The organism is Polyangium sp. y55x31 (genome assembly GCF_029946505.1).
GTDB lineage: Bacteria > Myxococcota_A > Polyangia > Polyangiales > Polyangiaceae > Polyangium.
Genome location: NZ_JARZHG010000002.1, coordinates 168931 through 193442, shown reverse-complemented (window position 1 = coordinate 193442; position 24512 = coordinate 168931). Strand labels below are relative to the sequence as shown.

Genomic DNA, 24512 nt, shown 5'->3' with positions numbered 1-24512 from the left:
TCAACCGACGCCGAGGGCCGCGAGCACGAGGTCGATGAGCTTGATGCACGGGAACGGCAGCACCACGCCGCCGAGGCCGTACACGAGCAAATTCCGCCGGAGGAGCGCGGGCGCGGGCGCCGGCCGGTAACGAATGCCGCGGAGCGCGATGGGCACGAGCGCGATGATGACGAGCGCATTGAAGATCACGGCCGACAGGATCGCCGTGGCCGGCGAATGCAGCCGCATCACGTTCAGCGCGCCGAGCGCGGGGTAGGTCGCGGCGAACGCCGCCGGGATGATGGCGAAGTATTTCGACACGTCGTTCGCGATGCTGAACGTCGTCAGCGCGCCGCGCGTCATGAGCATCTGCTTTCCGATCTCCACGATCGCGAGCAGCTTCGTCGGGTTGGAGTCGAGATCCACCATGTTCCCGGCCTCCTTCGCGGCTTGCGTGCCCGTGTTCATGGCCACGGCCACGTCGGCCTGCGCGAGCGCCGGCGCGTCGTTCGTCCCGTCGCCCGTCATCGCGACGAGGTGCCCGTCGCGCTGGTACGAGCGGATCATGGCGAGCTTTTGCTCGGGCGTCGCCTCGGCGAGGAAATCGTCGACGCCGGCCTCCGCCGCGATCGCCGCGGCGGTGAGGGGGTTGTCCCCGGTGATCATCACCGTGCGAATGCCGATGTGGCGCAGCTCCGCGAATCGCTCCTGGATCCCGCCTTTCACGATGTCCTTGAGCTGCACGACGCCGAGCACCCGCGCTCCCTCGGCGACGACGAGCGGCGTGGAGCCCTGCTTCGCGACCTCGTCCACGATTTCTCGCACCTCGGCCGGGAGCATGCCGTTCTGCTCCTCGACGAACCGCGTGATCGCGTCCGTCGCGCCCTTCCGGATGCTACGCCCGTCGAGATCGACCCCGCTCATGCGCGTCTGCGCGGTGAACGGCACGAACGTCGCGCCGAGCGCGTGCACCTCCCGGCCGCGTAATGCGAAGCGCTCCTTTGCCAGCACCACGATGCTGCGGCCCTCCGGCGTCTCGTCGGCGAGCGACGAGAGCTGCGCCGCGTCCGCGAGCTCGCCCTCCTTCACGCCGGGCGCGGGCAAAAAGGCCGTCGCCTGGCGATTGCCGAGCGTGATCGTCCCGGTCTTGTCGAGGAGGAGCACGGTCACGTCGCCCGCCGCCTCGACCGCGCGACCCGAGGTCGCGATCACGTTCGCCTGGACCATTCGATCCATCCCCGCGATGCCGATGGCCGAGAGGAGCCCGCCGATCGTCGTGGGAATGAGGCAGACGAGCAATGCACAGAGCACGGTGAGGCTCACGGGCGCGCCTTGTCCGGAGCTCTCCACGGCATATTTCGAGAAGGGCAGGAGCGTCACGGTCGCGAGCAAAAAGACGATCGTCAAGGCCGCGAGCAGGATGTCGAGCGCAATCTCGTTCGGCGTCTTCTTCCGCTTGGCGCCCTCGACCATCGCGATCATGCGGTCGAGGAAGGTCTCGCCCGCATTCTCGGTGATGCGCACGATGAGCCAATCCGAGAGCACGCGTGTCCCGCCGGTGACGGCGCTGCGATCGCCGCCGCTCTCGCGAATGACGGGCGCGCTCTCGCCCGTGATGGCGCTCTCGTCGACCGACGCGACCCCTTCGATCACCTCGCCGTCGCTCGGAATGGTATCTCCCGCTTCGATCAGCACGATGTCGCCGCGGCGCAGCGTCGAGGAGTCGACCTCGGCGCGCAGCGCGTCGAGCTTGGGCGTCTCCAGGCGCTTGGCGCTCACGTTCTTGCGCGTCTTTCGGAGCGCGTCGGCCTGCGCTTTTCCGCGCCCTTCGGCCATCGCCTCGGCGAAATTCGCGAAGAGGACCGTGAACCAGAGCCAGAGCGAAACGGCGAGGATGAACCCGGCGGGCGCTTCGCCGCGCCCGGTGATCGCCGCGTGGAGGAAGAGCACCGTGGTGAAGGCGCTGCCGACCTCCACGACGAACATGACCGGGTTTTTGATCATGCGCCGTGGATCGAGCTTGCGGAATGCATCGACGGCGGCGCGGCCGACGATGGCGCGCTCGAAGAGTGGACGAGCCTGGGTTCGGGTCGTCATGATGGGGCTCCAATCACCTTGCAAACAGGGAGAGATGCTCGACGATCGGGCCGAGCGCGAGCGCCGGGACGAACGTCAGCGCACCGACGAGCAGGATCGTCCCGACGAGCAAGAGCACGAAAAGCGGCGTGTGCGTTGGCAGCGTCCCCGCGCTCGCAGGGACCGATTTTTTGCGCGCGAGAGACGCGGCGATCGCGAGCACGGGGACGATGATCCCGTAACGACCGATCAGCATGCAGAGGCCCATCGCCGTCGCGTAAAACGTCCCGCTCACGGTGAGCCCGCCGAACGCCGAGCCGTTGTTGTTCGCGCCGGACGAGAATGCATACAGGATCTCGCTGAAGCCGTGGGCGCCGGGGTTTCCGAGGGGCGCCGTGCCCGCGGGCGTGGCGCTCGCGAGGGCCGTGCCGACGAGCACCGCCGCCGCGGGGAGCAGGATGACGAGCGAGGCCATTTTCATCTCGAACGCCTCGATCTTCTTGCCGAGGTATTCCGGCGTGCGCCCGACCATCAGGCCCGCGATGAACACGGCGATGACCGCGTACATCAGCATCCCGTAGAGCCCCGAGCCCACGCCGCCGAACACGATCTCCCCGAGCTGCATGAGCCACATCGGCACGAGCCCGCCGAGCGGCGTGAAGCTGTCGTGCATGGCATTCACGGAGCCATTCGAGGCCGCGGTCGTCGCGGTCGCCCAGAGCGCGCTGTCCACGATGCCGAACCGCGCCTCCTTGCCCTCCATGTTCCCGCCGGGCTGGAGCACGCTCGCGGCCTGATCGACGCCGAGGCTCGAAAGAATGGGATTCCCATGCTGCTCGGCGGCCACGGCGACGACGAGCAGGGGCACGAAGATCGCGAGCATCGCCGCGAAGACGGCGTGGCCCTGCCGTTTGTCCTTCACCATCGTACCGAACGTGAAGCAGAGCGCGGCGGGGACGAGCAGGAGCGAGAGACCCTCCACGAAGTTCGTCACCGCGTCGGGGTTCTCGAACGGGTGCGCCGAGTTCACATTGAAAAAGCCGCCGCCGTTCGTCCCGAGCTGCTTGATGGCGATCTGCGAGGCCGCGGGCCCGAGCGCGAGGATTTGCCGGGGGATGCCGGCTCCGTCGCTCGACGTCGTCGGAACGAGCAAATCCACGACGCGGCTCCCGGCGAACGTCTGCACGACGCCTTGCGAGACGAGCACGAGCGCCACGACGAACGAGAGCGGCAGCAGCACGTACAGCGTGCTCCGCGTGAGATCGACCCAGAAGTTCCCGATGCCTTCGGCCGTGCGCCGGGTAAAACCTCGTACCAATGCGACGAGCACGGCCATGCCCGTGCCCGCGGAGACGAAGTTCTGCACGGTGAGCCCGAGCATCTGCGTCAGGTGCGAGAGCGTCGTCTCCCCGGCGTACGCTTGCCAGTTCGTGTTGCTCGCGAAGCTCACGGCCGTGTTCCACGCGACCTCGGGAGGCACCGCGCCGAGCCCCGTCGGATTCAGGGGAAGGGCGGCCTGCAATCGCTGGAGCACGTACACCACGACCAGGCCGAAGAGATTGAAGAGGAGGACGGCCGCGGCATACCGACGAAACGACATGTCCTCGTCTTCGCGGATGCCCGCGGCGCGATAGAACAGGCGCTCGACCGGTCCGAAGACACGCGCGGCGATCCTGGCTTCCCCCGCGTACACCCTCGCCATGTAGGAGCCGAGCGGGACGGCCAGCACGACGAGCGCGAGCAGATACAGGCCGCACCGAAGGAGGGCGATTTCGATCACGACAGCTTCTCCGGATAGAGGAGCGCGAACAGGAGATACCCGAACAGGAGGACGGCGAGCACGCCGCCGAGGTTCGTCAGGGTCGCCATGGCGTCAGACTTTCTCGCAGAGCCGCACGAAGCCCCACGACAGGAGGAAAAACGCGGCCGTGATGGCCAGGAACACGGCGTCCATGGATCAAGTCCTCCCGCCTCGGCCGCCGTGGCGGAGGCGCGTGACGTAGGGGCCGACGAGGCCCCGCAGGGCCAGGATCAGAATCAACATGCCGAGCGTGCCCACGGAGCCAAAAGGCGCCGGCTGGCCGATCTCGTACACGACGAGCAGGACCCCGAGGCCCAGCAACGTCCAGTGGAGGATCTGCTGCTCGGCGTTCTCTTCCGGGCCCTGATCGATGCCAGAGCGTTTCTCGCGGTATGGGCTCATCGTCAGAACCATGTCGTCGCGCCGAGCGTGACGGTGTTTTGGGCATTGCGGTTCGGGACGAAGGGCGCATCCGCGCCGTTGCCCGCGACCGCGCCGCCGAAATACATGTCCCCCGCCGCGTGATCGTGGCGGTATTCGAGCCGGAAGGAGGCTCGCTCGTGCGGGCGGAAGTCCGCCGTCGCCGTGCCGGACGCGACCCACGAAACCGGCCAGAAGATGGCCGCGGCCGCGCCCTCATTGCTGCTCGGCACGCGCTCGTGGAACGCGTCTCCCCGCGCCGCGAGGTAGAGTTTGTCCGTCACGCGGACACGCGCGTAGAGCGCGCCCGCGATCCAGGCGCTCGTCCCGAACCGATTGGGCTCCGTCCCGCCGTTGACGTGGGCGATGAACGAGAGCCGGTCCGTCGGGTGGACGGTCGCGTGCGCGTCCACGAGGTGCCGCCACGCGCGGCCCTCGGGGGCGCCGCGGGGCCGCTCGACGCCCGTGAAATAGAGCAGCGAGAGCGCGAGTTTGTCGGGCAGCGTGAACGTGACCTGCGCCGAGAGCGACTTCTCGTCGTTGTTGTCGACGACGCTGTTCCACCCGTTGTAACAGGCGAGCGTCAATGCCCACGCGTCGCTCAGCGGATACGTGAGGCGCGCGCCGGTGTGATAAAACGGAAGCCCGAAAAACAGGTTCGAGCGGGAAAAGTTCCAGTTGTCCCGCACGGCCATCCCCTCGGGGCCGATCGGCGAGAGGAAAAGTCCGGCCTGGACGAGGAGCCCGCGCCCGATGTCGAAGCGATACCCGGCGTAGGCTTGCTGGACGTACTTCCAGAGCTCCGCGCTCGTCGCGTTCGTCCCGCTCGCGCCCGCGAGCGCCGGCTCGGCGAGATAATACGTGCTCGGCGTGTGGCCGACCTGGAGCGCCACGAGCCCGACGAGCCGCTCCACGTCCCAGGACGCGGAGAGCGCGACGTTTGATAGCGTGAACGTGTTGTGCCTGTTATCGAACCCTCGATAATGCGTGATGCCATTCGAGGGCTGCCCGAAGTTCCACTGGTAGAATGCCTCCGCATACCCGCCGAGCTTCCATGTGGCTGGGGGCGGATCTTCGGCGGCCTGGACCTCGGGGACGGAGCCGAGGAGCGAGGCCGTCGCGGCCAGGAGGGCGCAACCATGACGGGTCATGCCGGCGAGCTGCATGCCCGTTGTATAGGGCTTTCCGTGTAAGGGCGGCGTCAAGGTCCGGCGGCCGGGTATCAAGAAAGTATCAAGATTGCGCGCCTGCCGTCGGGGCCGTTCCGGATGAGGTTACTCTTCGCGCGCCATGACGGTCGATCCTTCCCAGGTGCCATCTACCAGCATGCATGCGCCCCCGGTGGCGCATGCAGCACACGCGGCTCGTGTTTCGCTCCTGCTCGGCGCGCTCGGCGTCGTCTTCGGCGACATCGGGACGAGCCCGCTTTACGCCATCAAGGAATGCTTCAGCCCCGCGAGCACGCATCGGGTCGATCCGACGCCCGCGAACGTCCTCGGCGTCCTCTCGCTCGTCTTCTGGTCCTTGATGATGGTCGTCACGGTCAAGTACCTGACGTTCATCTTGAAAGCCGACAACCAGGGCTCCGGCGGCATCCTCGCGCTGCTCGCGCTCGTCCCGACGCGCAAGGACGGTCGCTCCGTCGCGGGCCCGCTCGTGCTGCTCGTGCTCTTCGGCGCGGCGCTTCTTTATGGGGACGGCGTCATCACCCCGGCCATCTCGGTGCTCTCCGCGATGGAGGGCCTCGAAGTCGCCACGACCTCCCTGAAACCCGCGGTCGTGCCGCTGACCGTCGTGGTCCTCTTGACGCTCTTTTTCGTGCAGAAGCGCGGCACGGCGGGCATCGGCAACGTGTTCGGTCCGATCACGCTCATCTGGTTCGTCACGATCGCGGCGCTCGGCGTCCGCTGGATCTGGCAGGAGCCCTCGGTGCTCGCGGCGATCGATCCGCGCCACGCGGTCGGGTTTTTCGTGGAGCACAAGAGCCACGGCTTTTTGCTGCTCGGCGCCGTCGTCCTCTGCATCACCGGCGGCGAGGCGCTTTATGCGGACATGGGGCATTTCGGGCGTGGTCCGATTCGCACGGTCTGGTATGCGGTCGTCTGGCCTTCGCTGCTCCTCAACTACTTCGGCCAGGGCGCTTGCCTGCTCCACAACCCGTCCGCGGCGACGAACCCGTTTTATGCCCTCGTCCCCTCCTGGGCTCTTTATCCGACGGTCGCGATCGCGACCGCGGCGACCATCGTCGCCTCGCAGGCGCTCATCTCCGGGGCCTTCTCGCTCACGCAGCAGGCCGTGCAGCTCGGCTATTTCCCGCGCGTGACCATCGTCCACACCTCGAAGGAGACCGAGGGCCAGATCTTCATCCCCGAGATCAACCGCGCGCTCTGCGTCGCGTGTGTCTTCCTCGTGCTCTGGTTCCAGAACTCGAGCGCGCTCGCCGCGGCGTACGGCATTGCCGTCACGGGGACGATGGGCATCACGACGGTCGTCTATTTCGTCGTCGTGACGCAGCGCTGGAAATGGCCGCTCTGGAAGGCGCTCCCGCCGGTCCTGCTCTTCCTCTGCATCGATCTTGCGTTTTTCGGCGCGAACGCGGCGAAGTTCTTCCACGGCGGCTGGTTCCCCATCGTCATGGGCGCCGGGATCTATGCCGTGATGACGACCTGGAAGACGGGCCGCCGGATCCTCGGCGAGGCGTTCAAGGAGAACCTCCTACCGCTCGAATCGTTCCTGCGCGACGTGGAGGAGACGAAGCCGCACCGCGTGCAGGGGACGGCCGTGTTCATGGCGTCGAACCCGCAGGGCACGCCGCCCGTGCTGCTGCACCATTTCAAGCACAACAAGGTGCTGCACGAGCAGGTGGTGCTCCTCTCCGTGGTGAACGAGCGTGTCCCCGAGATCGCGCCCGAGGAGCGGATCTCGGTGGTCGACATGGGCCACGGGTTTTACCGGGTGACGGCGCGTTACGGCTTCATGCAGACGCCGAACGTGCCGAGCGTGCTCGCCGCGTGCAAGGACCACGGCCTCGTCGTGGAGCTCGAGGACACGAGTTATTACCTCGGCCGCGAGACGCTGCTGCCGACGGGGCGATCGAGGATGATGAAGTGGCGCAAGGATCTGTTCGCGTTCGTGTCGCGGAATGCGCGGCCGGCGACGGCCTACTTCGGGCTGCCTCCGGGGCGCGTCGTCGAGCTCGGCATGCAGATCGATCTCTGACGACAGCCCTCGACGTGGTCCGATCGTGGGGGCTCCGCTTTGGGGGCTCCCCAAACACGTTGCGGGCGTCCAGCCCTCCCTTTTGGGGCGTCCCCAAAGACGGTGCCGGCCGGCGGGACCTCACGTTGGGGCCTCCCCAAAGCCGGTGCCGGTCGACCGGACCTGGCTTTGGGGCGTCCCCATGACCGATCCCGACCGACCGGACCTGGCTTTGGGGCGTCCCCATGATCGATCCCGACCGACCGGACCTGGCTTTGGGGCCTCCCTATGACCGATCCCGGCCGCCCGGATCTCGCTTCGGGGCCTCCCCAAAGCCGACCCCGACCGCCGGGACCTCACTTCGGGGCGTCCCCATGACCGATCCCGGCCGGCCGGACCTCCTTTCGGGTCGGCGACGCCCTATTTGGGAGCACCTGCGGCTCGTTTTGCCTGCAAGCGGGCCAGCAACCTGGTGAGCCAGGCTTCACGCGCGGCGAGGCAGGCCTTGGAGATCTCCGATTCGGGGGCGACGTCGTAAAACCCGTGGAATGCGCCGCCCCAGACGTGCAGCTCGCACTCGCCGCCGGCGGCCCAGATGGCGCTGGCGTAGGCCACGTCCTCGTCCCGGAACACCTCGGCGGCGCCGACGTCGATGAACGTCGGCGGCAGGCCGCGCAGGTCGGTCGCGCGCGCCGGTGCGGAATAGGGGGAGACGTTTTCCGTGCCCCGCCTTTCGCCGAGCACGGCCGTCCAGGCCGTCAGGTTGCTCGTGCGATCCCAGATGCCGGTGCCCTGGTACTGGTGGGAGGAGACCGTCTCGTTGCGGTCGTCGATCATCGGACACTGGAGCAATTGTCCGGCGAGCTTGGGCCCGTTCCGGTCGCGCGAGAGGAGCGTCGTGCCCGCGGCGAGCCCGCCGCCGCCGCTGCCGCCGAAGATGACCAGGCATTCGGGGTCGAATCCGAGCTCCTCGGCATGGGCGGCCATCCATGCGAGCCCGGCATAACAATCCTCGACGGGGATCGGGGCCGGGTGCTCGGGCGCCAGCCGGTATTCGACCGTGACGCCCACCGCGTCGTGTTTCATGGCCCAGTCCACGAGCGGGTGGACGGCCGCGAACCGATTGCACATGACCATGCCGCCCCCGTGGATGTTGTAGATTCCGGGGCCGGGTTTTGCGTGGTCCTTGCGGGAGATCACCGAGACGACGATCTCGGCACCATCGTAGCCGGCGATGGTATGGTCGACGCACTGGACGGGTCGGTCGCCGATGATCTCCTCGATGGTCGGCATCTTCAATGCACGGAAATGCGCCAGGCGGTCGGGCGTCATGCCGACCGGCACATATCCCTCCAGGGCCGAGAGGAGCGGCGCGATCTGGGGGTCGAACGGGGGATTCGCGAGAGGGCGCTTCATCAAGTCTCTCCTTTGCGCCCAGTTGTAGCCGATGAAGCGCCCGGTGCCCCGACGATCGCTGCAAAACCGATCGCGCCGCCTCGAAATCTCCGGAGATGCCTTGGCGCTTACCTAGATGCCGTCACAAACGAGCGTGCAGGTTTTCGCGCCCATGCCGTCGTCCAGGCAACGCCCCTCGGCGCACGCGTCGGTCGTGTTACACGTCGCGCCGACTGCCTTCTGCGGCGCGCAGGTGCCCGCGTCGCAATAAAAGGACTCGGCACACCTGTCCGTGCAGGGGGCGCCGACGCCGGGGGGTGTCGCGCAGGTGCCCATGGACGCGCCCGACGGCTGGTTGCAATACGCGCTCGTGCATTGCCCGTCGTCCGTGCAGCTCTGGCCGTCGGCGACGAGGCCCTGGAGCGCGCCCTCGCAGTCGATACCACTGCTGCCCTTCGCCGACTCTTCACACGTGAGCGCCTCGTACGCTTGCACGCACGACGCGAGCTTCCCGGGGTCGACGGCGACGCGGCCCTCGGCGATGTCGTTGTGGATGCTCACGAGCCTGACGCCGAGGAAAGCGCCCGTGAAGAGGCGGCACTCGGCCTCGGTATCGAACAAGGAGTCCATCAGCTCCTGCTCGGTACAGCACGCGAAGTTCCTCTTGCACCCCGCGATGACGACGGCCCCGCCCACGCTCTCGAGCGCTGCATCGATGGTCCCGGGCCCAGGGCCGCCGCCCTGGCAGACCGTGGCGCAGGTCTTCATGCCATTCGCGTCGGCCACGCAGGCATTGTTGAGGCATTCGACGTTGTTGACGCAAGCCTGGCCGTCGGCCTTTTTCTGCGCGCATTTGTCGGTGGCGCTCGCGCAATAGAGGCCGCTCGCGCAATCATCGTTCTCGTCGCAGGCCGCGCCCTCGGCCGCCGGGGCGGGGTCGACGCACGTGCCCATGGCCACGCCGGCCGGGACCTCGCACTTCTTGGACTTGCATTCGAAATCCTGCGCGCACGCGCCGCCCGTCTCGACCTTGCCGATGATGAAATCGTTGCAGCCCGCAGAGGCGCCCGTCGCGAACGCGCCGCAGGTCTGCGCCTTCATCGCGTCGAGGCACGCGGCGAACGCCGCGTCGTCGAATTCGGCGCGCCCATTCGCCTCCGCTTCCTTCACCGTGGGCTCGTAACCTCCCTCCCAGAACGTGCGGTAGAGGATCCGGCAGCCCGCATAATCGACGACCCCCGAATTGCCGACGCGGGCCACGAGGTCCTTGGCGTTGCAGCACTCGAAGAGCTTGCCGCAGACGGCATCGACATACTGTTCCCCTTGACTCGATTCGCCCCCGCTCCCCCCGGCGCCGCCGCCCCCGCCGGCGCCGCCGCCCCCGCCGGTGCCCGCCGTCGTGTTCGCACCCCCCTCGTCGTCGCAAGCCACGACCGAGAGCCCAAGGAAAACGGTGAGAGCCCCAGTCACGATACCGTTGATGATGTTCCAACGCATGGATTCAACCTCCCGTCACCGGAGGATCGCTCGCCCGCGCCCCGGCGTCGAGCCTGCCTCGAAGCCGATTCGCTGGGGCTTTGCCCCAGGCCCCACCAGGGGCTATCCGCCCCTGGACCCGGACCAGCGCAAGCGCTGGACCCGGGGTCGATGAACTGCGCGATGCGCAGTTCATCGAACAGGCCAATGCAAGACCGGCGACGAGCCCGCCACCCAAGGCCGCCGCACTGGTTCGACAGGCAACGCCGTGCCTGGTCTTGCCACAGGCCAGTGGGAAGAACTGCGCATCGCGCAGTTCTTCCCCCTGAGGTCCAGGGCTTGCCCTGCGAAGGGGGGGCGAACAGCTACAAACAAGATTTCCCCGCGAGGACTGCGCATCGCGCAGTCCTCGCCCACCCGTCCAGGGCTTGCCCTGGTTCGGGTCGAGGGGCGAACAGCCCCCGCGGGGCCCGGGGCAGCGCCCCGGCGCGACGCCTCAGTGCAGCCCCCCCGGCGCGACGCCCCCGTGCGTTTGGCGAAAGCTTGCTTCCGCTCGCATCGGCCCTCGACTACCTTCCTGCCCGATGCAGCCGCTCTCCTCCGACGCCCTCCGCGAGGCCCTCTTCGATGCCGTCGACGAAGGTGACCTCGACCGCCTCTCCTCCCTCTGCGAGGCGCACGAGCAAGCCATCTGCGACGCCTTCCTCGGCTGGCGCACTGTCCCCGAGCCGTATCGCGAGGGCGCCCGGCTGCGCTGGTACATCCAGGGCATGACCTCCGTCGCGCAGCACATGGCTGCGATGCGCGGTCGCCCCGAGCTTTTTGCGGCCCTCACGACCGTCCCCGAGGATACACAGGCCCTCCTCCGACGCCTCGAACAGGCCCTCGCCGACATCGACGCCCTCGCTGCCGAGGGCCGTTATGCCGAGGCTGAGGCCAAGGCCCGCGCTGCGCTGGCGGAGGCCTCGGGCCACAAGAGTGGCCATCAGGCCATGCTCACGGGCCGCCTCGGCGAGTGCCTCTTCCATACCGGCCGCGTCGCCGAGGCTCGCGCGCCCTTCGAGGAGACCCTCACCCTTTGTGAAGAGTCGGGTGATGACCAGGGCGCCCTTGCCGCTCTCTTCTCTCTCTTCGAGGTCCATCGTTACCTCGGCGAGATTGACCGGGCTGCTGCCACTGCCGAGCGCATCGCTTCCATCCTCGACCGACTTGGCGATGCTGACGAGGCGCGCGCCTTCCGCCGCCGCGCCGAACGTGTCCGGGCCGGCGAGCCGCGGTGCCGTGTCGTTGCCCTCGTGAATGGCAAGCCTGCTGAAATTGACGAGCTCGGCGGCCTCCAGGGCTCCGTCCAGTTCATCTATGAGCGCAATCGGCCCGAGCTTCGCGCCGCGTCCATCGCTACCGAGGAGGGCGAGCGCCTCGGGGCGGCTGGTGAGTTCGTCCGCGCGCTCGAAGCTTTTCGCCGTGCCGCCGTCGCGGATCGGCATGATCCTTCGCCCGTCTACCAGGCCGGCGTCACGTGCCTCTTCATGGGCCGCGCGGCCGAGGCTGCGGAGCTCTTCCGCAAGACCGAGGAGCTTGCCCCGGGCTGGTTCCGCTGCCGCGCTTACCGCGACCTCGCGGAACGGATTGCCGCGGGAACCCTCGAACCGGGCATCTTCGCCGTGGTCACCGAGTTCGACCGCCCCGACCTCGATCCCGCCGAAAAAATCCGCCGTGCCCGCGAGGCCCTCGCGAAGGCCGACCTCGGATTGCTCCACGTGGCCCTCGGCGACGCCCTCGCGGCGCAACGAAAACCCCTCGAAGCGCGCGCCGCTTACCGCCGCGGCCTCGACGTCGCCGAGGAGCCCGACGTCCGCACCCAGCTCCTCGTCAAGCTCGGCAACCTCGTCGACGACCCCGCCGAGCGCATTCGCCTCTACCGGGACGCCGTCGACCAGGGCGGAAACCTCCTCTTCGCCGCCGTCGCCCGCCTCTCGCTCGCTTCGCTCCCCTCGGCCTGACCTCTGAAAGATCCCGCCCGCGAGGCGCGTTTGTCGCTCGACGCTCGGGGCTTCGGTTCGCCATCGGCGCCCTTCGCCTCAAACCCCCCGCGCCGGAACTTCTCGCAAAACTTTTTTCGCCGGCCGCTGTCACAGAAGAACCGCCCGCTCCGATACCCGGGTTGAACCGCTCGTTCTGCCAGAGGAGGTTACGATGCTCACCATCAAGGGTCTCGCCGTTCGTCTTGCCCTCGGTCTCTCTGCCCTCGCCGCCATTCCGGCCGTCTCGAACGACGCGGCTGCCTGCGGCGACGTCTTCATCCCCGAGATCGACCACCGCATCCAGGGCCTCGCGAACGCCGAGAAGACCATGCGTGACGGCAAGATCGCGGCCTCGGCTCAGTCGATCGTGCGCATGTTCCCCGAGATTCGCAGCATCAACCCGGGCAAGGACGGCATGCTCCAGCGCGCCCAGCGCACCCTCGCCGTCGCCCTCGTCCGCGCCGACGGCGGCATCGACCTCGACCCGACCTGGCGTGGCAAGACGCCCGAGCAGCGCGCCAAGAATGTCGCCTGGGCCGTCTCGGCCCTCGAGCGGCTCCGTGAGCAGCGCAAGAACGATCCTTCCGTCGACACGGATCTCGGCGAGGCGCTCGCCAAGGTCGACGGCCGCAAGGACGAGGCGCGCAGCTTGCTCCAGGGTCTCGCCGATCGCGACCTCATGGCCACGCCGCAGGGCTACGCCGCCCTCGGCCGCCTCCAGCACGAGGCCGGCAACACGACCGCCCGCGACGCCGCCGTCCAGCGCTGCAACACGATGGCCAAGGACAGCTCGATCTGCCAGGTCCCCACGAGCCAGGGGGGCCAGAGCTAGCCGCTCGAAAGGATTTCATCCGTGCCCCGCGCGCTCGTCCTTGTCGTCGGTCTGGTCCTCCTCCTCCTCGGCTGTCGCAAGGACGAGCGCGCGGAGGCACCTCCGCCCGCTCCCTCCGCGAGCGCGACCACGCTCGCGCAAGCAAACACGCCCGAACCGCCGCCGGGCGATCCTGAAAAAGGAAAAACCCTCCTCGCCAAGTTCGAGTGCAACCGCTGCCACGAGGGCACCGGGCTCGAAAAACCGAAGCTCGATCAGGATTGCGTCCGTTGCCACCAGGAGATTCACGCCGGCACGTACCAGGCCTCGGCGAGCACGCTCTCGAAGTGGCAAAAATCCATCGTCCATTTCCGCGAGACCCCGTCGCTCGTGAACATCGGCGGCCGATTGCGTCGCGGCTTCATCGAGAAGTTTCTCCTCGAACCACACGACGTTCGCCCGCACCTCGACACGACGATGCCGCGCCTCGTGATCACCCCGGAGGAGGCGCGTGACGTCGCCACGTGGCTCACGTCCACGGCGACGCCGGCCCCGGCGGTCGCGCTCGAAGGCGCGAGCGTCGAGAAGGGCAGCGTGCTCTTCGAGGCGAAGGGCTGCCGCCAGTGCCACGAATACACGGGCGCCCCGCGCGCCACGCTCCCGGCCGGCGTGGCCGACCTCGAAGGCAAAGGCGAGCGCATGGCCCGCGCGCTCGCGCCGGATCTGCGGTACGTCCGCGATCGCATGGCCCCCGGCGAGCTCGTCCGCTGGCTCGACGACCCGAAGGCGCAGAAGCCCGACACGCTCATGCCGAGGACGCCGCTCACGGTCGAGGAGCAGCGGGATCTCGCGGCCTTCCTCTTGCGCGCCGAGCTTGCGCCCAAGGTCGCGAAGATCATCCCGCCGCGCCTGCCCGTGCTCGATCGCAAGGTCACGTACGAGGAGGTCAGTCGCCGCGTCTTCCGCAACACCTGCTGGCATTGCCACGCCGAGCCCGATTACGCGATCGGCGACGGCGGACCGGGCAACACGGGCGGCTTCGGCTATCGGCCCCGCGGCCTGAACCTCGCCGAATACGAGGGCATCCAGGCCGGCTACGTCGACGACAAGGGCGAGCGCCGCAGCATCTTCTCGCCGATGCCCGACGGCACGCCGCGCCTCGTCTACGCCATGCTCGCCCGGTATCGCGAGGAGGCCGGACAAACCGATCCGGCCGTCCGCGGAATGCCCCTCGCCTTGCCCCCCGTCACGCCCGAGGACATCCAGCTCGTCGAGACCTGGATCGTGCAGGGCAGGCCACAATGACCGCCGAATCCTGAATCGCCTGCCCGTGCTCCGAGCGCACTTGCAGGCGGGCGCCGCGCTTGCATGGGCGGATGCGGACCGCGAGAGGCGCGGATCCGGGGGAGGCGTTCATCCATGCATCGGCGATCCTTCATCGTGCTCGGTCTTTCGGGGCTGCTCGTCTCGTGCGTCGAGGTGACGGGGACCGCGGAGCCGGGGGAGGCGCCTCTGCCGCTCGACGTCCGGGCCGAGATCGGGTTGAAGATCGCCCCCGTGCCGCTGAAGCTGGAGAATGCGGATCGGGCCGTCGTGGGGCTCGGGAGTTATTACGTGAATGCCGCGTCCGCCTGCGTCGATTGCCATAGCTGCCCGACGTATTCGCCAGGCGCGTCCCCGTTCACCGGCGGTACCGGCCGCCTCGACGCCGCGCATTACCTCGCGGGCGGCGTGCCCATGGGGCAGAACCTGAAGGCGCCGAGCCTCGCGCCCGACACGAATGGTTTGCCCGGCGGGCTCACGCGCGAAAAATTCATCGAGGTCATGCGCACGGGGAAGGATCCGGACGACCCGAACCGGATCCTCAAGGTCATGCCCTGGGCCCTTTACAGAGCCATGGCCGACGAGGATCTCGTCGCCATGTACGAATACCTGCGCGCCATCCCGCCCGCGCAGCCGGGCGCGTGCACCGGCCCGGGGCAATGAGCGTCAGTTCGACGTGTCTCGGGGCTTCGGCTCCCCGAGGTGCCGCGGGAATTCCTTCACCGTGACGAGGTGCCGCGCCGCCGCGATCGGATCCGCCGGCATTCGGCAAAAATACCGCATCGAGGTCCGGAGCGAGCCGAACGTGCGCTCGAGATCCTCCCAGTGAGCGCTTCCTTCCACGTTCGAGCGCAGGGGAGGGGGCGCGGCCGGGTCCTCGCGGAAGAGGCGCACGTAATCGAGCAGCCGCGCGTGGTAGTCGGGCTCCTCCACGATCGCCGCGATGGCCGCGCCTCGCGGGTGCGTGCCGGTGAGCATCGATTCGACCTGCCGTTCGAGCTCGCCGAGCCCGTCGTCCCACATCGTGAGCAGCTCCAGATCGTACCGCGGGTTCGCGTGTACGACCTGCATGAGGTGGCCGATCACGTTGTCCGGGGTGCTGAAAAAGCCGACCGGGTCCGCGAGCGAGGCCGGCTCTTCGAGGAAACGCAGGATCTGGTGGAACGTGTAATCGATGCCGACGCGCTCGTAATATTCAGAGGACGCGGGCGAGATCCAGAACCGCAGCATGTCGATCGAGCCCACGACGAGCTGGATCCGCGTCGGCGCCGCGTCGATGACGCCCGCCGCGAGGAGCCGCGAGAGGCGCGCATCGAGCTCGCGGCCATCCCCGTACGCCGCGAGCATCTTTCCGAAACGGGCGATTTTTCCGGCCAACGCCGCGGGGCTCCCCGCCGCGCGGGCGAGGAGCCGGATCGGGGAATCCGTGCGCCGGGGCGTCACGTGTTGCCTCTCAGAACCGCGCGAATCGCCGCAGCTTGAAGTAGACTGGCATCGGGCTGTTCTCGTCCTTCAATTTCTCCGGCCCCTCCATCAAGGGCACGTACATCACGCGCCGCTGGCTCGCGTCGCCCGTCGCGCTCGCCTCCGCGACCCGATGCCAGATGCGGCCGTCGTGGATCGTCAGATCCCCCGCCTCGGCCACGAGCGCATATTCGGCCGGATCCGCGTCCGTATCCATGAAATGCGCCTTCCGCGTCAGCATCGGCCAGAGCCCTTGCTTGTGCGAGAACGGAATCAGCCGCACGCCGCCCTTCTCGATGGGCGAGTCGTCCAGGTAAAACCCGACGTTCAGGTACCGCCGCGGCATCTCGAAATAGAAGAGATCACGCAGGCTGTCCGTGTGCCAGCCGAGCCGCTTGTAGCTCGATCCCTCCTCGCGACGGTAATGGTTGATGACGAGCCCGTCCCGCTCCCGCTCGCCGATGCGATATCCGGGGCCCGCGATCTCCAGGATGGCCTTGAAGCGCGGATCCTGGAGGAACGTGTGCAGCCGCTCGCCGAAGAGCGAGGAGAAGCACATGCGCTGCACGAAGGCGCGGCCGTCCTTGCGCTTGCCGATGATGAGCGGCACGCCGTTGATCACCGTCCGCCCCTCGTCCACGAGGCGCGCGTCGATGGCCTCGACCTCCTCGACGAGCTTCGCGACCTCGGCGCGCGGCAGGAAGCTCTTGAAGCGGATGAACCCGAACGTGTCGAGGAACTCCACCTGCTCCGGCGTCAGCCGTTCGCCGAGCTCGAAGCGCGGCATCTCGATGCAGCGGTTCATCGGCGGGAGCGGGGATTCGCTCGTCGGTTTCGCCGGGCCCTTCTGAGCTTCGATGGTCGTCGTGGTCATGGTATCGGCTCTCTACCAAATTTCCCGGCCGATGCTGCCGCCTGCCGTGTCACGAATCGGACACGGTACGGTGAGCCGGTTCAGGGGGCAGGCGGCGGATCCGGGATGTCCGGGGGCGCCTCGTCCGCAGGGACGAGCCGGCCGACGAGGTTTCCTTCGCCCTTGCCGCTCGCCGTCGTGCCGATGAGCACCGTGTCCGCCGCCAGCGTGCCCGTGCCGCGGAGCGCGCCGCTCGCGTCCGGGGCGAACTCGGCCGTCAGCGTGACGTTGCGCAGCGTGACCGGCGGGATCTGCACGATGACGTCCGTGGGCGCCGTGGCGAACACGACCTTGCCGCCGGGCTGGTCCACGGCGCAGCCTTCGATCGTGAACGAATATCCGGTCGGCGGGGTGCCGTACGGCACGTAGTCCGAGTACTCGTCCGCCGTGCCCGCGCGCTCGGAGGGCGCGACGCACTGGGGCTCGGGCAGGAGCCGGCAGACCTCCGTGCTCTTGCACGACATCGGACAAACCTGCGTCTTGTCGCGATCGGCGTTCGTGGCCTGCCCACGCACGCGCCCCGTCGCCGGGTCGACGTAGAACGAGGCCCAGAGCTGGACCTGCGTCTGCAGCGGTTTTTCGATGTCCGCGAGCAGGAAGTACTTTCCGGTCGGGAAGACCTGCGAGGGTTTGTCGCAGTCGAGCTTGAACGTGTAGCCGAAGAGCAGGCGCTTGCGGGTCGTCGTGACGTGGCCCTCGACGTCGCTGAGGCCCTCGTCGATCACGAGCGCGAGCTTCGGCCCGACGGGCAAGGGCGCGCTCGGCTTGATCACGAGCGTCGCATTGGCATCCACGAGCTCGGCCGTGCCGCCCGTGGTGAGGGCCGTCGTGAACGAGAAGAACTCCTCGGGCGTGCTCTCGGGATCGTCGTCCTCGTCGAAGAGGTTGCCCTCCACGTCGGTCTCGAGGCGAACGATGGAGACGTGGAGCGTCGCGGGATCGACGGGCTCGGAGAAGGCGAGGACGATCGGCGCCGTCGCGTCTTCGAGCACGCCGTCCTCGGCGCCGACGATACGCGGCTGCGGGGGGCCATCGTAGAGCTCGCAGCCAGCGCCGAGCGGGGCCACGAGCGAGAGCAAGAGGAGCGAGAAGGGAAGACGTCGCATGTCCTTGGCTCCGCGCGATCTAGAAGAAAAACGTGGTGCGGCCCTGGAGGAGGACGCTGCGCACCGCGTAGCCGTCCTCGTTCCGGAGCGCGTCGCCGGGGAAGAGCACCGCGGCCTCGAAATCGAAGAGGAAGTGATCGAGGTAGCGGTAGGAGATGCGCCCGTCGAGCTCGGTGCCGTAATAACGGCCGGGTTTGCCGCCGACGAAGTTCACGAGATCGTCCTCGATCGTGAGGCCGTCGCGGGCGAGGAGGGAGTTGACCGGATCGACGACGGGCTCGGCCGCGAACGCGAAGAGCGCGCCGCCGCGCAGCGTGAGGCCGCGGATCGGGCGGATGTCGAACTGCGGGAAGAGCGCGATCGCGTTCGTGAAGGCGCCGCGGTTGTACACCGAGTCCGAGGGAAAGCTCGGGGCGCCGAGGCGCTTCAAGAGCTCGGTGCCCGCGGCCGCGACGCGCGCGGTCTGGAAGGCGAGGACGTGCTCGAAGAGCAGGAGGCCCACGTTCGCGTCCTCGGCGAAGACGAACTGCGTGAGCGGCGTGCGGTTGTTCGGATCGGCGTCGCCGGAGGCGTAATCGAACTCGAGGTACGCGGTGTAGAGCGGCTTGTCGTAGCGGACGACGGCGCGCGCGCCGCCCTGGAGGATGCGCTGATCGACGACGGGATCGTTCGAGATGTAGCTGTTCGCCTGGGCGATCTCGCGGGTCGATCCGACGTTCATCGCGGCCTCGGCGGTGACGTGGAAATCGCCGAAGCGCGAGATCGCCTTCAGGCCGAAGCTGTTGATGCTGGAGCTGTTCGCGTCGTCCCAGCGGTGCACGTAGTAGCCGCCGAGGAAGAGGTCGCGGGCGGGGCCGAGGCGCGGCGCGAGGAAACGCACGGCCACGTCGACCTGCTGCACGTCGTCGGCGAAGAGCTGCACGCTGTCGGTGACCCAGCGATCGTAGGCGAGCGCGAGGATGACCCCGCGGTTCTCCGAGGTGTCGCGCTCCTCCTTGGGCTTGAAGGCCTCGAGGGGCTTGGTCGCGAAGAGGACGCGGTCGACGAGGTTACCCTGCCGGCTGAAGCCGAAGCGGTTCGGCCGTCCATCGCCGTCCGCGGCCTGGATGCCGGTGCCGGTGTTCGCGGACTGGCGGCCCACGCGGAGCAGGCCGATCGGGAGCACGACGTCGCCGTAGGCCTTGCGGAACCGGATCTGCTCCTGCGAGCAGAGCGTGTAGCCGTAATCGTCGGCGTTCAAAGGATCGGGGCCGCGCAGGCCGACGCAGGGCGTGGTGACGTTGGGGCTGCGGGCGTTGATGTTCGTCCCGAAGTTCGGCGCGGGGCCGGAGGCGAGCGTGCCGTTGTCACCCCAGAGCACGCCGTCGAGCATGTCGGCCGAGGCGTAGAGGCGCACCTTGTCGAGGTAGTCGACGCCGACGTCGAGGCGCAGGCGGTGCTCGATCCAGCTCAAGCGCCGGTTCGATTCGCTGTTCAGCGCGATCGGGTTCACGTAGAGCAGATTCGCGCGATACTCGGCGCCGGCGCGGAAGCCGAACTTGTCGAGCGCGTACCGGCTCCCCTGGCCCTTCGGATCCGGATCCGTCCACGCCTCCGTTTGCGCGTGCGCTTCCCCCGAGAGGAGCGCGAGCGAGAGGGCGAGGGCCGAAGGGACCGAGGCGAAGAGGGCGGCGGGCGTTCGCATGGTGCGGGAAGATCCGCACGGTATCCGCACTCGGCCCACAGGCGCAACGCCTTGCCGCATCCGTCACGGGCAGCGCATCACGCCTTCGAGCTTGCCGGTCTTCGCGCGATAGACGAGGCCCGACTCGGCCGCGACGCGGCGCTTCGGATCGAGGCAATACACCGCGAAATCGACCGTGGCGTCGCCGGTCTCCGGATCGAAGTCGAGCGAGGTCTGCGCGCCGGTGAGGTCGATATTTTTACCGCCGCGTAGGACTTTGATCGCCGTGTAGATGCCGCCCTGGCCGACCTCGACCGGCTCGCCCGGGGGCACGAGGCGGCGCACGGCGCGCGCGAGCCCGCGGCCCGTGATCGGCTCGTCGCCGAGCGCGAGCGCGGCGTAGGCGACGGCGTAAAACGCGTCGTACGGCGCGCTCGTCGAGTCGTACGGCGTGACCTTGTCCGGGAAGATTTCGTTGTGGTGCACGACGAACTTCGCGAGCGCGGGGTTCATCGCGGCGTCGACGCTGAGCAGCCTCCGCGAGGCGTCCGGGCGCTCGGCGACGAGCTTCAGGAAGTCGTCCGAGGCGAGCGAGCCCGACATGATGTAATGCGGCCGGAAGCGGAGGTTCTTCGGCCAGCGGCGCTCGAGCTCGACGAGGAACTGCGCGCCCGCGCCCGCCTCGACGATGACGTGCGGCGCGAACGCGCCGATCGACGCGAGGAGCGGCGTGACGGCGTCGCCGGTCTGTGACCCGGAGAGCTCGTCCTTCACCACGAACTGGCGCAGATCGTCGCCGTTCTCCGCGGCGCTCTTGCCGTTCCAGCGCAAGGCCGAGACGAGTTTGTCCGCGTGGCTCACGCCGGAGGCGTTGTCGACGCGGACGATGGCCACGCGTAATGCCTCGCCCGGGCGGAGGATCCCGGGGCGCTTGCGGATCTCCGGCTCGAGCACGTGTTCGAGGAACGCGGCCTTCGCGTCCGTGGACATGGTCGCGCTCGTGGTCACGCGCAAGACGAGGCGCGGATCGTCGGGCGCGTGCGGGATGTCCGTGAGCATCGAGGCCGTGTTCGAGGCGAACGCGAGCACGCCCTTCGGCAGGAAGTGGGAGCTCGCGAGGTCGAGGACCTCCTTGCTGCGCGCGAAGCCGAGGACCGCGGGCACGCCGATGTCGTCGACGAGGTGCGACGCCGCGCGCTCGGCGGCCTCGGTGTCGTCGCAGAGGACGATGCCGATCGGGCGTGGCTTTCCCGCGCCGCTCGCGGGAGGCAGGCCGCCGGTGAGGCTCGCGAAATCGCGGCGGGCGAGGTCCACGGCGCGCGCGGCTTGCCGGCCGTACGCCGTGCCTTTTTTCTCGTCGTGCGGGTACATCGCGCCGATCCAGAGCGTTCCGTCGTTCTCGACGTCGCCGCTCTCGGCGAGGACGCGGCACTGATCGGTCTCGAGCGTGACGCAGGCGCCGCGGTCCTTGCGGCAGATCACGTGCGAGCCGCTGCCCGGCGAGGCGCAGTCGGCGTTCGTCACGCACGCGGGGCGCGGCGCCGGCGTCTTTGGATTCGGCGGCACCTCGGTCTGCACGAGGTGGTTCGCGCGCGCCACGAAGAGCACGAGGAGCGTCGCGATCATGCCGAAGCCCGCCGACATCATGAGCACGGCGCGCGCGCGGGAGGGGCGCTGCTCGGTGGGACGCGACGAGAGCGGCTCGCTCACGGTGTTTTGCGGCGCGCCGTCGACGGGCGCGGCGGCCGGCGCGAGCGAGGGCGGGCGCGGCGAGCCTTCGTTCGGAAGGGGCACGTCGAGCACCGTCTCGACGAGCTCGGCCCGCGGCCGCGACGTGACCACGCGCCCCGAAGCAGGCTGGAGCGAAATGCGTCGCGACGACGACGGCGCGAACGCGAGGGAGCTGCCGCTGTTGCGAGGTCCGACGACGGAGAGCGGCTCGCCGTACACCGCCATGTGGGCCATGCCGATCGCGTCGCGCATCTCGCGCGCGTCCTCGAACCTATCGTGCCGCGAATACGCGAGGGCCTCGTCGACGACGCGAGCGACCTCGCGCGGGACCTCGGGCGCGACGTCGATGAGGCGCGGCGCGGGCTTGGTCGCGGTGCTCGTGAGCAGCTCCGTCGCGCGGCTCGCGTCGTGCACGAGCCTGCCCGTGATGAGCGTGAACATCGTCGCGCCGGCGGCCCAGAGGTCGGTGCGCGCGTCGATGGCGCCTCGATCCCCGAGGGCCTGCTCGGGCGGCATGTAGGCGGGGGTGCCGGCGACGCCGCCGCCGGGTCCACCTTCCTCGTCGGCGACACGCGCGATGCCGAAGTCGAGGATCTTGAGGGTGCCGTCGGACGTGATGAACACGTTCTCCGGCTTGATGTCGCGATGCACGATGCCCTTGTCGTGCGCGGCCGCGAGCGCGTCGCAGAGCGCGTGGCCGATGACGAGGACCTCGCGGCAAGCGATCTTTCCGCCGGCGCGCCTGCGCCGCTGGTCGAGGGTCTCGCCTTCGAGCAGCTCCATCACGAGGAACGGGCAGCCGTCGTCGGAGACGTCGTCGTCGAGGACGCGCACGGCGCCGGGGTGCTCGATGGAGTTCGCGACGTAGCCTTCGCGGACGAAGCGCTCGCGCTGGGTGACGCTGGCGGAGAGCTCGGGGTGGAGGATCTTGACGGCGACCCGGTGACCGTTGCGGTGAACGGCGAGGTAGACCGTCGCCATGCCGCCCACGCCGAGCACGCGCTCGATGCGGTACTTCTCCCGGAGCGTTTTGCCGACGCGACGTTCGGCGTGCTCTCGGGCAGAGGGCGGGGGCATGGCGGAAAGGAGGATACCCGATCAGGGAATTTCCGGAACGGGGGGTTCGCCGCGATGCGCTACGTCGGGTCGGTCTCGGTCGGAGCCGCAGGGGAGGGGAGGAGCTTGGTCCTCAAAAGTGTACGTTCCTGAACAGCGGAATGTTACCGCACGACGGCAGGGGTCTTTTCCGCGTGCGACAACCTGTCGCACCGGGAGACCTGGCGGAGGTGATAAACGGCCATCCCATGACGAACAAGCAATTCAGGGTTCTCGCGTTTTCGGGGTTGCTCGTGGCTGCGGCCGGCGCGCTGGTCGGTGGTTGCTCCGAGGAAGCCTGCCACGAAGGCGATTGTCATGAAGGGGAGGGCGGCTCCGGAGGCACGGGCGGCACCGGCGGTGAGGGTGGCTCCGGAGGCACAGGCGGCACCGGTGGCTCGATGATGGGCACGGGCGGCGCGGGCGGCGCTGGGGGATCCGGCGGCGCGGGCGGCGCCGGGGGGAGCGCCTAGCGGCGGAGAGTTCGCTTCGACGTCAAGCGAGCTCGAGGATGGTATCCACGACCATCCATTTCGTACCGGGGCCGCTCGGTTTGCCCCGCTGACACTTCGCGCTCGGGACCATTTTCCGCAGGCAGGACACGATGCTTTGCGCGATGGGTTCCACGACGGCGGCGATCATTTCTTGGGGTAATTCGACCCGGATCAAATGAACGCCGCCGCCGCGGTTCTGGTGCGCCACCTTCGTCCCAGCGATTTGACGTTCGAGCTCGGGTAGACGCTGCAGCTCTTCGTATACGCGGTCCGTCACCGGCGTGTGCTCCCGCGGCTCGGGAGACGCCGTGCTCTCGCGGAGGAGATCGATGAGCGCCTCGCGGACGGTCATCCGGGCCTTGCCGAGGTACTTCATCACGAGCTCGATGAGCTCGCCCCTCACGATCACGCGAATGTCGATGCCGAGCTTGCCTTCGAGCGCGGCGCATTTTTCCTCGAATGCACCACTCGTCACCTCGGCGGTCGTCACGATGACGCCCGCGTCGATCTTGTGGAGCTCCTTGGCCTGCTCGATCTGGCCGAGCGCGCGCTCGTCGTCGTGGAGCCCGTCTTGCTTGATCTGGACGGCGACCTTGTATTCGAGCCCCAGAGGATCCCGCGTGTAGACGATGAGATCCGTGCCCCTCTCGCCGGCCCCGCCCCATTGCTCGACGCGCCCGCCCTCGTAGATGCACACGAACAGGTGATGCACGAGGTGGGCGAGCTCGGCGCCCTTGTATTTCGTCTGGACGTGCTTCCACGCCGCGTCGCGTACGGCCGTGAAGAACCCTTCGGCTTTTTGCGTCTCGGGTTCGGGCGTCCACGTGTCCTTGCCGGACTCGATCGCGTGGACGAGCGCCTCCACGGCGGAGCCGAGCGCGTCGATCGACCACATCCTCGACAGGTTCCGCATCGTGGCGCGGAGCTCGGCGTCGACGTGCGTGTTCTCCGCGTCGACGCTGCCGATCCTCCCGCCCGGCGTGCGGATGGGCTCCACGGCCACGATATGGCCATAATCCGGGCCTTCCCGCCCCGGCGCGACGATGGGCGCGAAATCGTAGGCGCCCTTCACGCGCGCGAGGACCCAGCGGCCCGGCTCGGGCAGGTTCGGCAGGATGAGCACGTTGCCCGGCTTCAGGCCATCGGGCTCCGTGTCGAGCAGGCGCCGGTTTCGCCAGACACTCGCCTCCTCCTCCGTGAGCTTTTTTCCCGCGCGCACCTGGTCGCGCAGGAGCCGCAAATCGTGCTCGCGTCGCCAACCAAAACCCTGGCGCAGGCGGCCTTGCTCGAGCTCGCGGGTCAAGAACGAACGCTGCGTGCGATCGGTGCGAATGACGAGGTAACGGCGTGGCATGGAAGCTCCCCCCAGAGAGCGTTTGCGTTCGGACGTTACCATGCCCGCCGCTACGGGTGGTGCGGATTGTCATTCAGGACGGTTCGGGATCCGACGCGCCAGCGCGCATTTTTGCCACTTCGACGCGCGCCAGTGTGACGCATTGCGTAAAGGTGCGGAGTAGGTCGATATCGGAGTTTTTCATCCCGA

At 68.4% G+C, this 24512-nt stretch carries 20 protein-coding genes; 6 read left to right on the top strand and 14 right to left on the bottom strand.

The window, feature by feature from the left end; all coding sequences use genetic code 11:
• The 5 genes from kdpB to QHF84_RS03990 all read right to left on the bottom strand — a co-directional run bounded on the left by kdpB (position 1) and on the right by QHF84_RS03990 (position 5442).
• Entirely contained in the window at positions 1–2076 is a 2076-nt protein-coding gene (gene kdpB, locus QHF84_RS04010) for a potassium-transporting ATPase subunit KdpB (protein WP_281311819.1), read from the bottom strand.
• A gap of 13 nt (positions 2077–2089) precedes the next feature.
• Complete coding sequence (gene kdpA / locus QHF84_RS04005) at positions 2090–3835, bottom strand: potassium-transporting ATPase subunit KdpA (RefSeq protein ID WP_281311818.1); 1746 nt, start codon at positions 3833–3835, stop codon at positions 2090–2092.
• Complete coding sequence (kdpF, locus tag QHF84_RS04000) at positions 3832–3924, bottom strand: K(+)-transporting ATPase subunit F (RefSeq protein ID WP_281311817.1); 93 nt, start codon at positions 3922–3924, stop codon at positions 3832–3834. The genes kdpA and kdpF overlap by 4 nt, the downstream gene beginning before the upstream one ends.
• Positions 3925–4012: 88 nt before the next feature.
• Positions 4013–4258, bottom strand: coding sequence for a hypothetical protein (locus tag QHF84_RS03995; protein ID WP_281311816.1), 246 nt, complete (start codon positions 4256–4258; stop codon positions 4013–4015).
• A gap of 2 nt (positions 4259–4260) precedes the next feature.
• Positions 4261–5442: an outer membrane beta-barrel protein gene (locus QHF84_RS03990; RefSeq protein ID WP_281311815.1), complete on the bottom strand. Its 1182-nt coding sequence runs from the start codon at positions 5440–5442 to the stop codon at positions 4261–4263.
• 160 nt (positions 5443–5602) lie between these two features.
• On the opposite strand from QHF84_RS03990, the gene QHF84_RS03985 reads away from it, so the two are divergent.
• Complete coding sequence (locus QHF84_RS03985; RefSeq protein WP_348652838.1) at positions 5603–7495, top strand: potassium transporter Kup; 1893 nt, start codon at positions 5603–5605, stop codon at positions 7493–7495.
• 399 nt (positions 7496–7894) lie between these two features.
• Here the strand turns inward: QHF84_RS03985 and QHF84_RS03980 are convergent, their stop codons facing one another.
• From QHF84_RS03980 to QHF84_RS03970, 3 genes are all read right to left on the bottom strand, one after another.
• Complete coding sequence (locus QHF84_RS03980; protein ID WP_281311813.1) at positions 7895–8890, bottom strand: alpha/beta hydrolase; 996 nt, start codon at positions 8888–8890, stop codon at positions 7895–7897.
• Between the two features lie 111 nt (positions 8891–9001).
• On the bottom strand, positions 9002–10366 hold the full coding sequence (locus QHF84_RS03975) for a hypothetical protein (RefSeq protein ID WP_281311812.1): 1365 nt from the start codon (positions 10364–10366) through the stop codon (positions 9002–9004).
• Positions 10367–10914: 548 nt separating this feature from the next.
• Positions 10915–11832, bottom strand: a complete 918-nt coding sequence (locus QHF84_RS03970) for a hypothetical protein (RefSeq protein WP_281311811.1) — start codon at positions 11830–11832, stop codon at positions 10915–10917.
• Between the two features lie 42 nt (positions 11833–11874).
• Here QHF84_RS03970 and QHF84_RS03965 point away from each other — a divergent pair, with 42 nt between their 5' ends.
• From QHF84_RS03965 to QHF84_RS03950, 4 genes are all read left to right on the top strand, one after another.
• Positions 11875–12348 (top strand): hypothetical protein, encoded by a 474-nt coding sequence (locus tag QHF84_RS03965; RefSeq protein ID WP_281311810.1) that lies wholly within the window; start codon positions 11875–11877, stop codon positions 12346–12348.
• Positions 12349–12541: 193 nt separating this feature from the next.
• Positions 12542–13201: a hypothetical protein gene (locus tag QHF84_RS03960; protein ID WP_281311809.1), complete on the top strand. Its 660-nt coding sequence runs from the start codon at positions 12542–12544 to the stop codon at positions 13199–13201.
• A gap of 21 nt (positions 13202–13222) precedes the next feature.
• Positions 13223–14485 (top strand): c-type cytochrome, encoded by a 1263-nt coding sequence (locus QHF84_RS03955; protein WP_281311808.1) that lies wholly within the window; start codon positions 13223–13225, stop codon positions 14483–14485.
• 114 nt (positions 14486–14599) lie between these two features.
• The gene (locus tag QHF84_RS03950; RefSeq protein WP_281311807.1) at positions 14600–15166 is read left to right on the top strand and encodes a cytochrome C; all 567 of its coding nucleotides are present in this window, start codon (positions 14600–14602) and stop codon (positions 15164–15166) included.
• A 3-nt stretch (positions 15167–15169) separates the two neighbouring features.
• Here the strand turns inward: QHF84_RS03950 and QHF84_RS03945 are convergent, their stop codons facing one another.
• The 5 genes from QHF84_RS03945 to QHF84_RS03925 all read right to left on the bottom strand — a co-directional run bounded on the left by QHF84_RS03945 (position 15170) and on the right by QHF84_RS03925 (position 22457).
• Positions 15170–15946 (bottom strand): hypothetical protein, encoded by a 777-nt coding sequence (locus QHF84_RS03945; protein ID WP_281311806.1) that lies wholly within the window; start codon positions 15944–15946, stop codon positions 15170–15172.
• A gap of 10 nt (positions 15947–15956) precedes the next feature.
• Positions 15957–16841 carry a phytanoyl-CoA dioxygenase family protein gene (locus QHF84_RS03940; RefSeq protein WP_281311805.1) on the bottom strand — a complete coding sequence of 295 codons (885 nt, stop codon included), beginning with the start codon at positions 16839–16841 and terminating at the stop codon, positions 15957–15959.
• Between the two features lie 80 nt (positions 16842–16921).
• On the bottom strand, positions 16922–17986 hold the full coding sequence (locus QHF84_RS03935; RefSeq protein ID WP_281311804.1) for a hypothetical protein: 1065 nt from the start codon (positions 17984–17986) through the stop codon (positions 16922–16924).
• A gap of 19 nt (positions 17987–18005) precedes the next feature.
• On the bottom strand, positions 18006–19670 hold the full coding sequence (locus QHF84_RS03930; RefSeq protein WP_281311803.1) for a hypothetical protein: 1665 nt from the start codon (positions 19668–19670) through the stop codon (positions 18006–18008).
• Between the two features lie 63 nt (positions 19671–19733).
• Positions 19734–22457: a bifunctional serine/threonine-protein kinase/ABC transporter substrate-binding protein gene (locus QHF84_RS03925; protein ID WP_281311802.1), complete on the bottom strand. Its 2724-nt coding sequence runs from the start codon at positions 22455–22457 to the stop codon at positions 19734–19736.
• 227 nt (positions 22458–22684) lie between these two features.
• Between QHF84_RS03925 and QHF84_RS03920 the strand changes: the two genes are divergently transcribed.
• The gene (locus QHF84_RS03920) at positions 22685–22948 is read left to right on the top strand and encodes a hypothetical protein (RefSeq protein WP_281311801.1); all 264 of its coding nucleotides are present in this window, start codon (positions 22685–22687) and stop codon (positions 22946–22948) included.
• 22 nt (positions 22949–22970) lie between these two features.
• Here QHF84_RS03920 and QHF84_RS03915 read toward each other — a convergent pair whose 3' ends face one another.
• Positions 22971–24323, bottom strand: a complete 1353-nt coding sequence (locus QHF84_RS03915) for a restriction endonuclease (RefSeq protein WP_281311800.1) — start codon at positions 24321–24323, stop codon at positions 22971–22973.
• Positions 24324–24512: the final 189 nt, after the last annotated feature.

Coding starts and splice junctions, on each gene's coding strand:
- QHF84_RS03935 (WP_281311804.1), bottom strand. CDS start 17,986: ATGCGACGTCTTCCCTTCTCGCTCCTCTTGCTCTCGCTCGTGGCCCCG.
- QHF84_RS03920 (WP_281311801.1), top strand. CDS start 22,685: ATGACGAACAAGCAATTCAGGGTTCTCGCGTTTTCGGGGTTGCTCGTG.
- QHF84_RS03970 (WP_281311811.1), bottom strand. CDS start 11,832: ATGCCGATCCGCGACGGCGGCACGGCGAAAAGCTTCGAGCGCGCGGAC.
- QHF84_RS03960 (WP_281311809.1), top strand. CDS start 12,542: ATGCTCACCATCAAGGGTCTCGCCGTTCGTCTTGCCCTCGGTCTCTCT.
- QHF84_RS03925 (WP_281311802.1), bottom strand. CDS start 22,457: ATGCCCCCGCCCTCTGCCCGAGAGCACGCCGAACGTCGCGTCGGCAAA.
- QHF84_RS03990 (WP_281311815.1), bottom strand. CDS start 5,442: ATGCAGCTCGCCGGCATGACCCGTCATGGTTGCGCCCTCCTGGCCGCG.
- QHF84_RS03995 (WP_281311816.1), bottom strand. CDS start 4,258: ATGAGCCCATACCGCGAGAAACGCTCTGGCATCGATCAGGGCCCGGAA.
- QHF84_RS03930 (WP_281311803.1), bottom strand. CDS start 19,670: ATGCGAACGCCCGCCGCCCTCTTCGCCTCGGTCCCTTCGGCCCTCGCC.
- QHF84_RS03940 (WP_281311805.1), bottom strand. CDS start 16,841: ATGACCACGACGACCATCGAAGCTCAGAAGGGCCCGGCGAAACCGACG.
- QHF84_RS03965 (WP_281311810.1), top strand. CDS start 11,875: ATGGGCCGCGCGGCCGAGGCTGCGGAGCTCTTCCGCAAGACCGAGGAG.
- QHF84_RS03975 (WP_281311812.1), bottom strand. CDS start 10,366: ATGCGTTGGAACATCATCAACGGTATCGTGACTGGGGCTCTCACCGTT.
- QHF84_RS03915 (WP_281311800.1), bottom strand. CDS start 24,323: ATGCCACGCCGTTACCTCGTCATTCGCACCGATCGCACGCAGCGTTCG.
- kdpF (WP_281311817.1), bottom strand. CDS start 3,924: ATGGCGACCCTGACGAACCTCGGCGGCGTGCTCGCCGTCCTCCTGTTC.
- QHF84_RS03985 (WP_348652838.1), top strand. CDS start 5,603: ATGCATGCGCCCCCGGTGGCGCATGCAGCACACGCGGCTCGTGTTTCG.
- QHF84_RS03950 (WP_281311807.1), top strand. CDS start 14,600: ATGCATCGGCGATCCTTCATCGTGCTCGGTCTTTCGGGGCTGCTCGTC.
- QHF84_RS03980 (WP_281311813.1), bottom strand. CDS start 8,890: ATGAAGCGCCCTCTCGCGAATCCCCCGTTCGACCCCCAGATCGCGCCG.
- kdpB (WP_281311819.1), bottom strand. CDS start 2,076: ATGACGACCCGAACCCAGGCTCGTCCACTCTTCGAGCGCGCCATCGTC.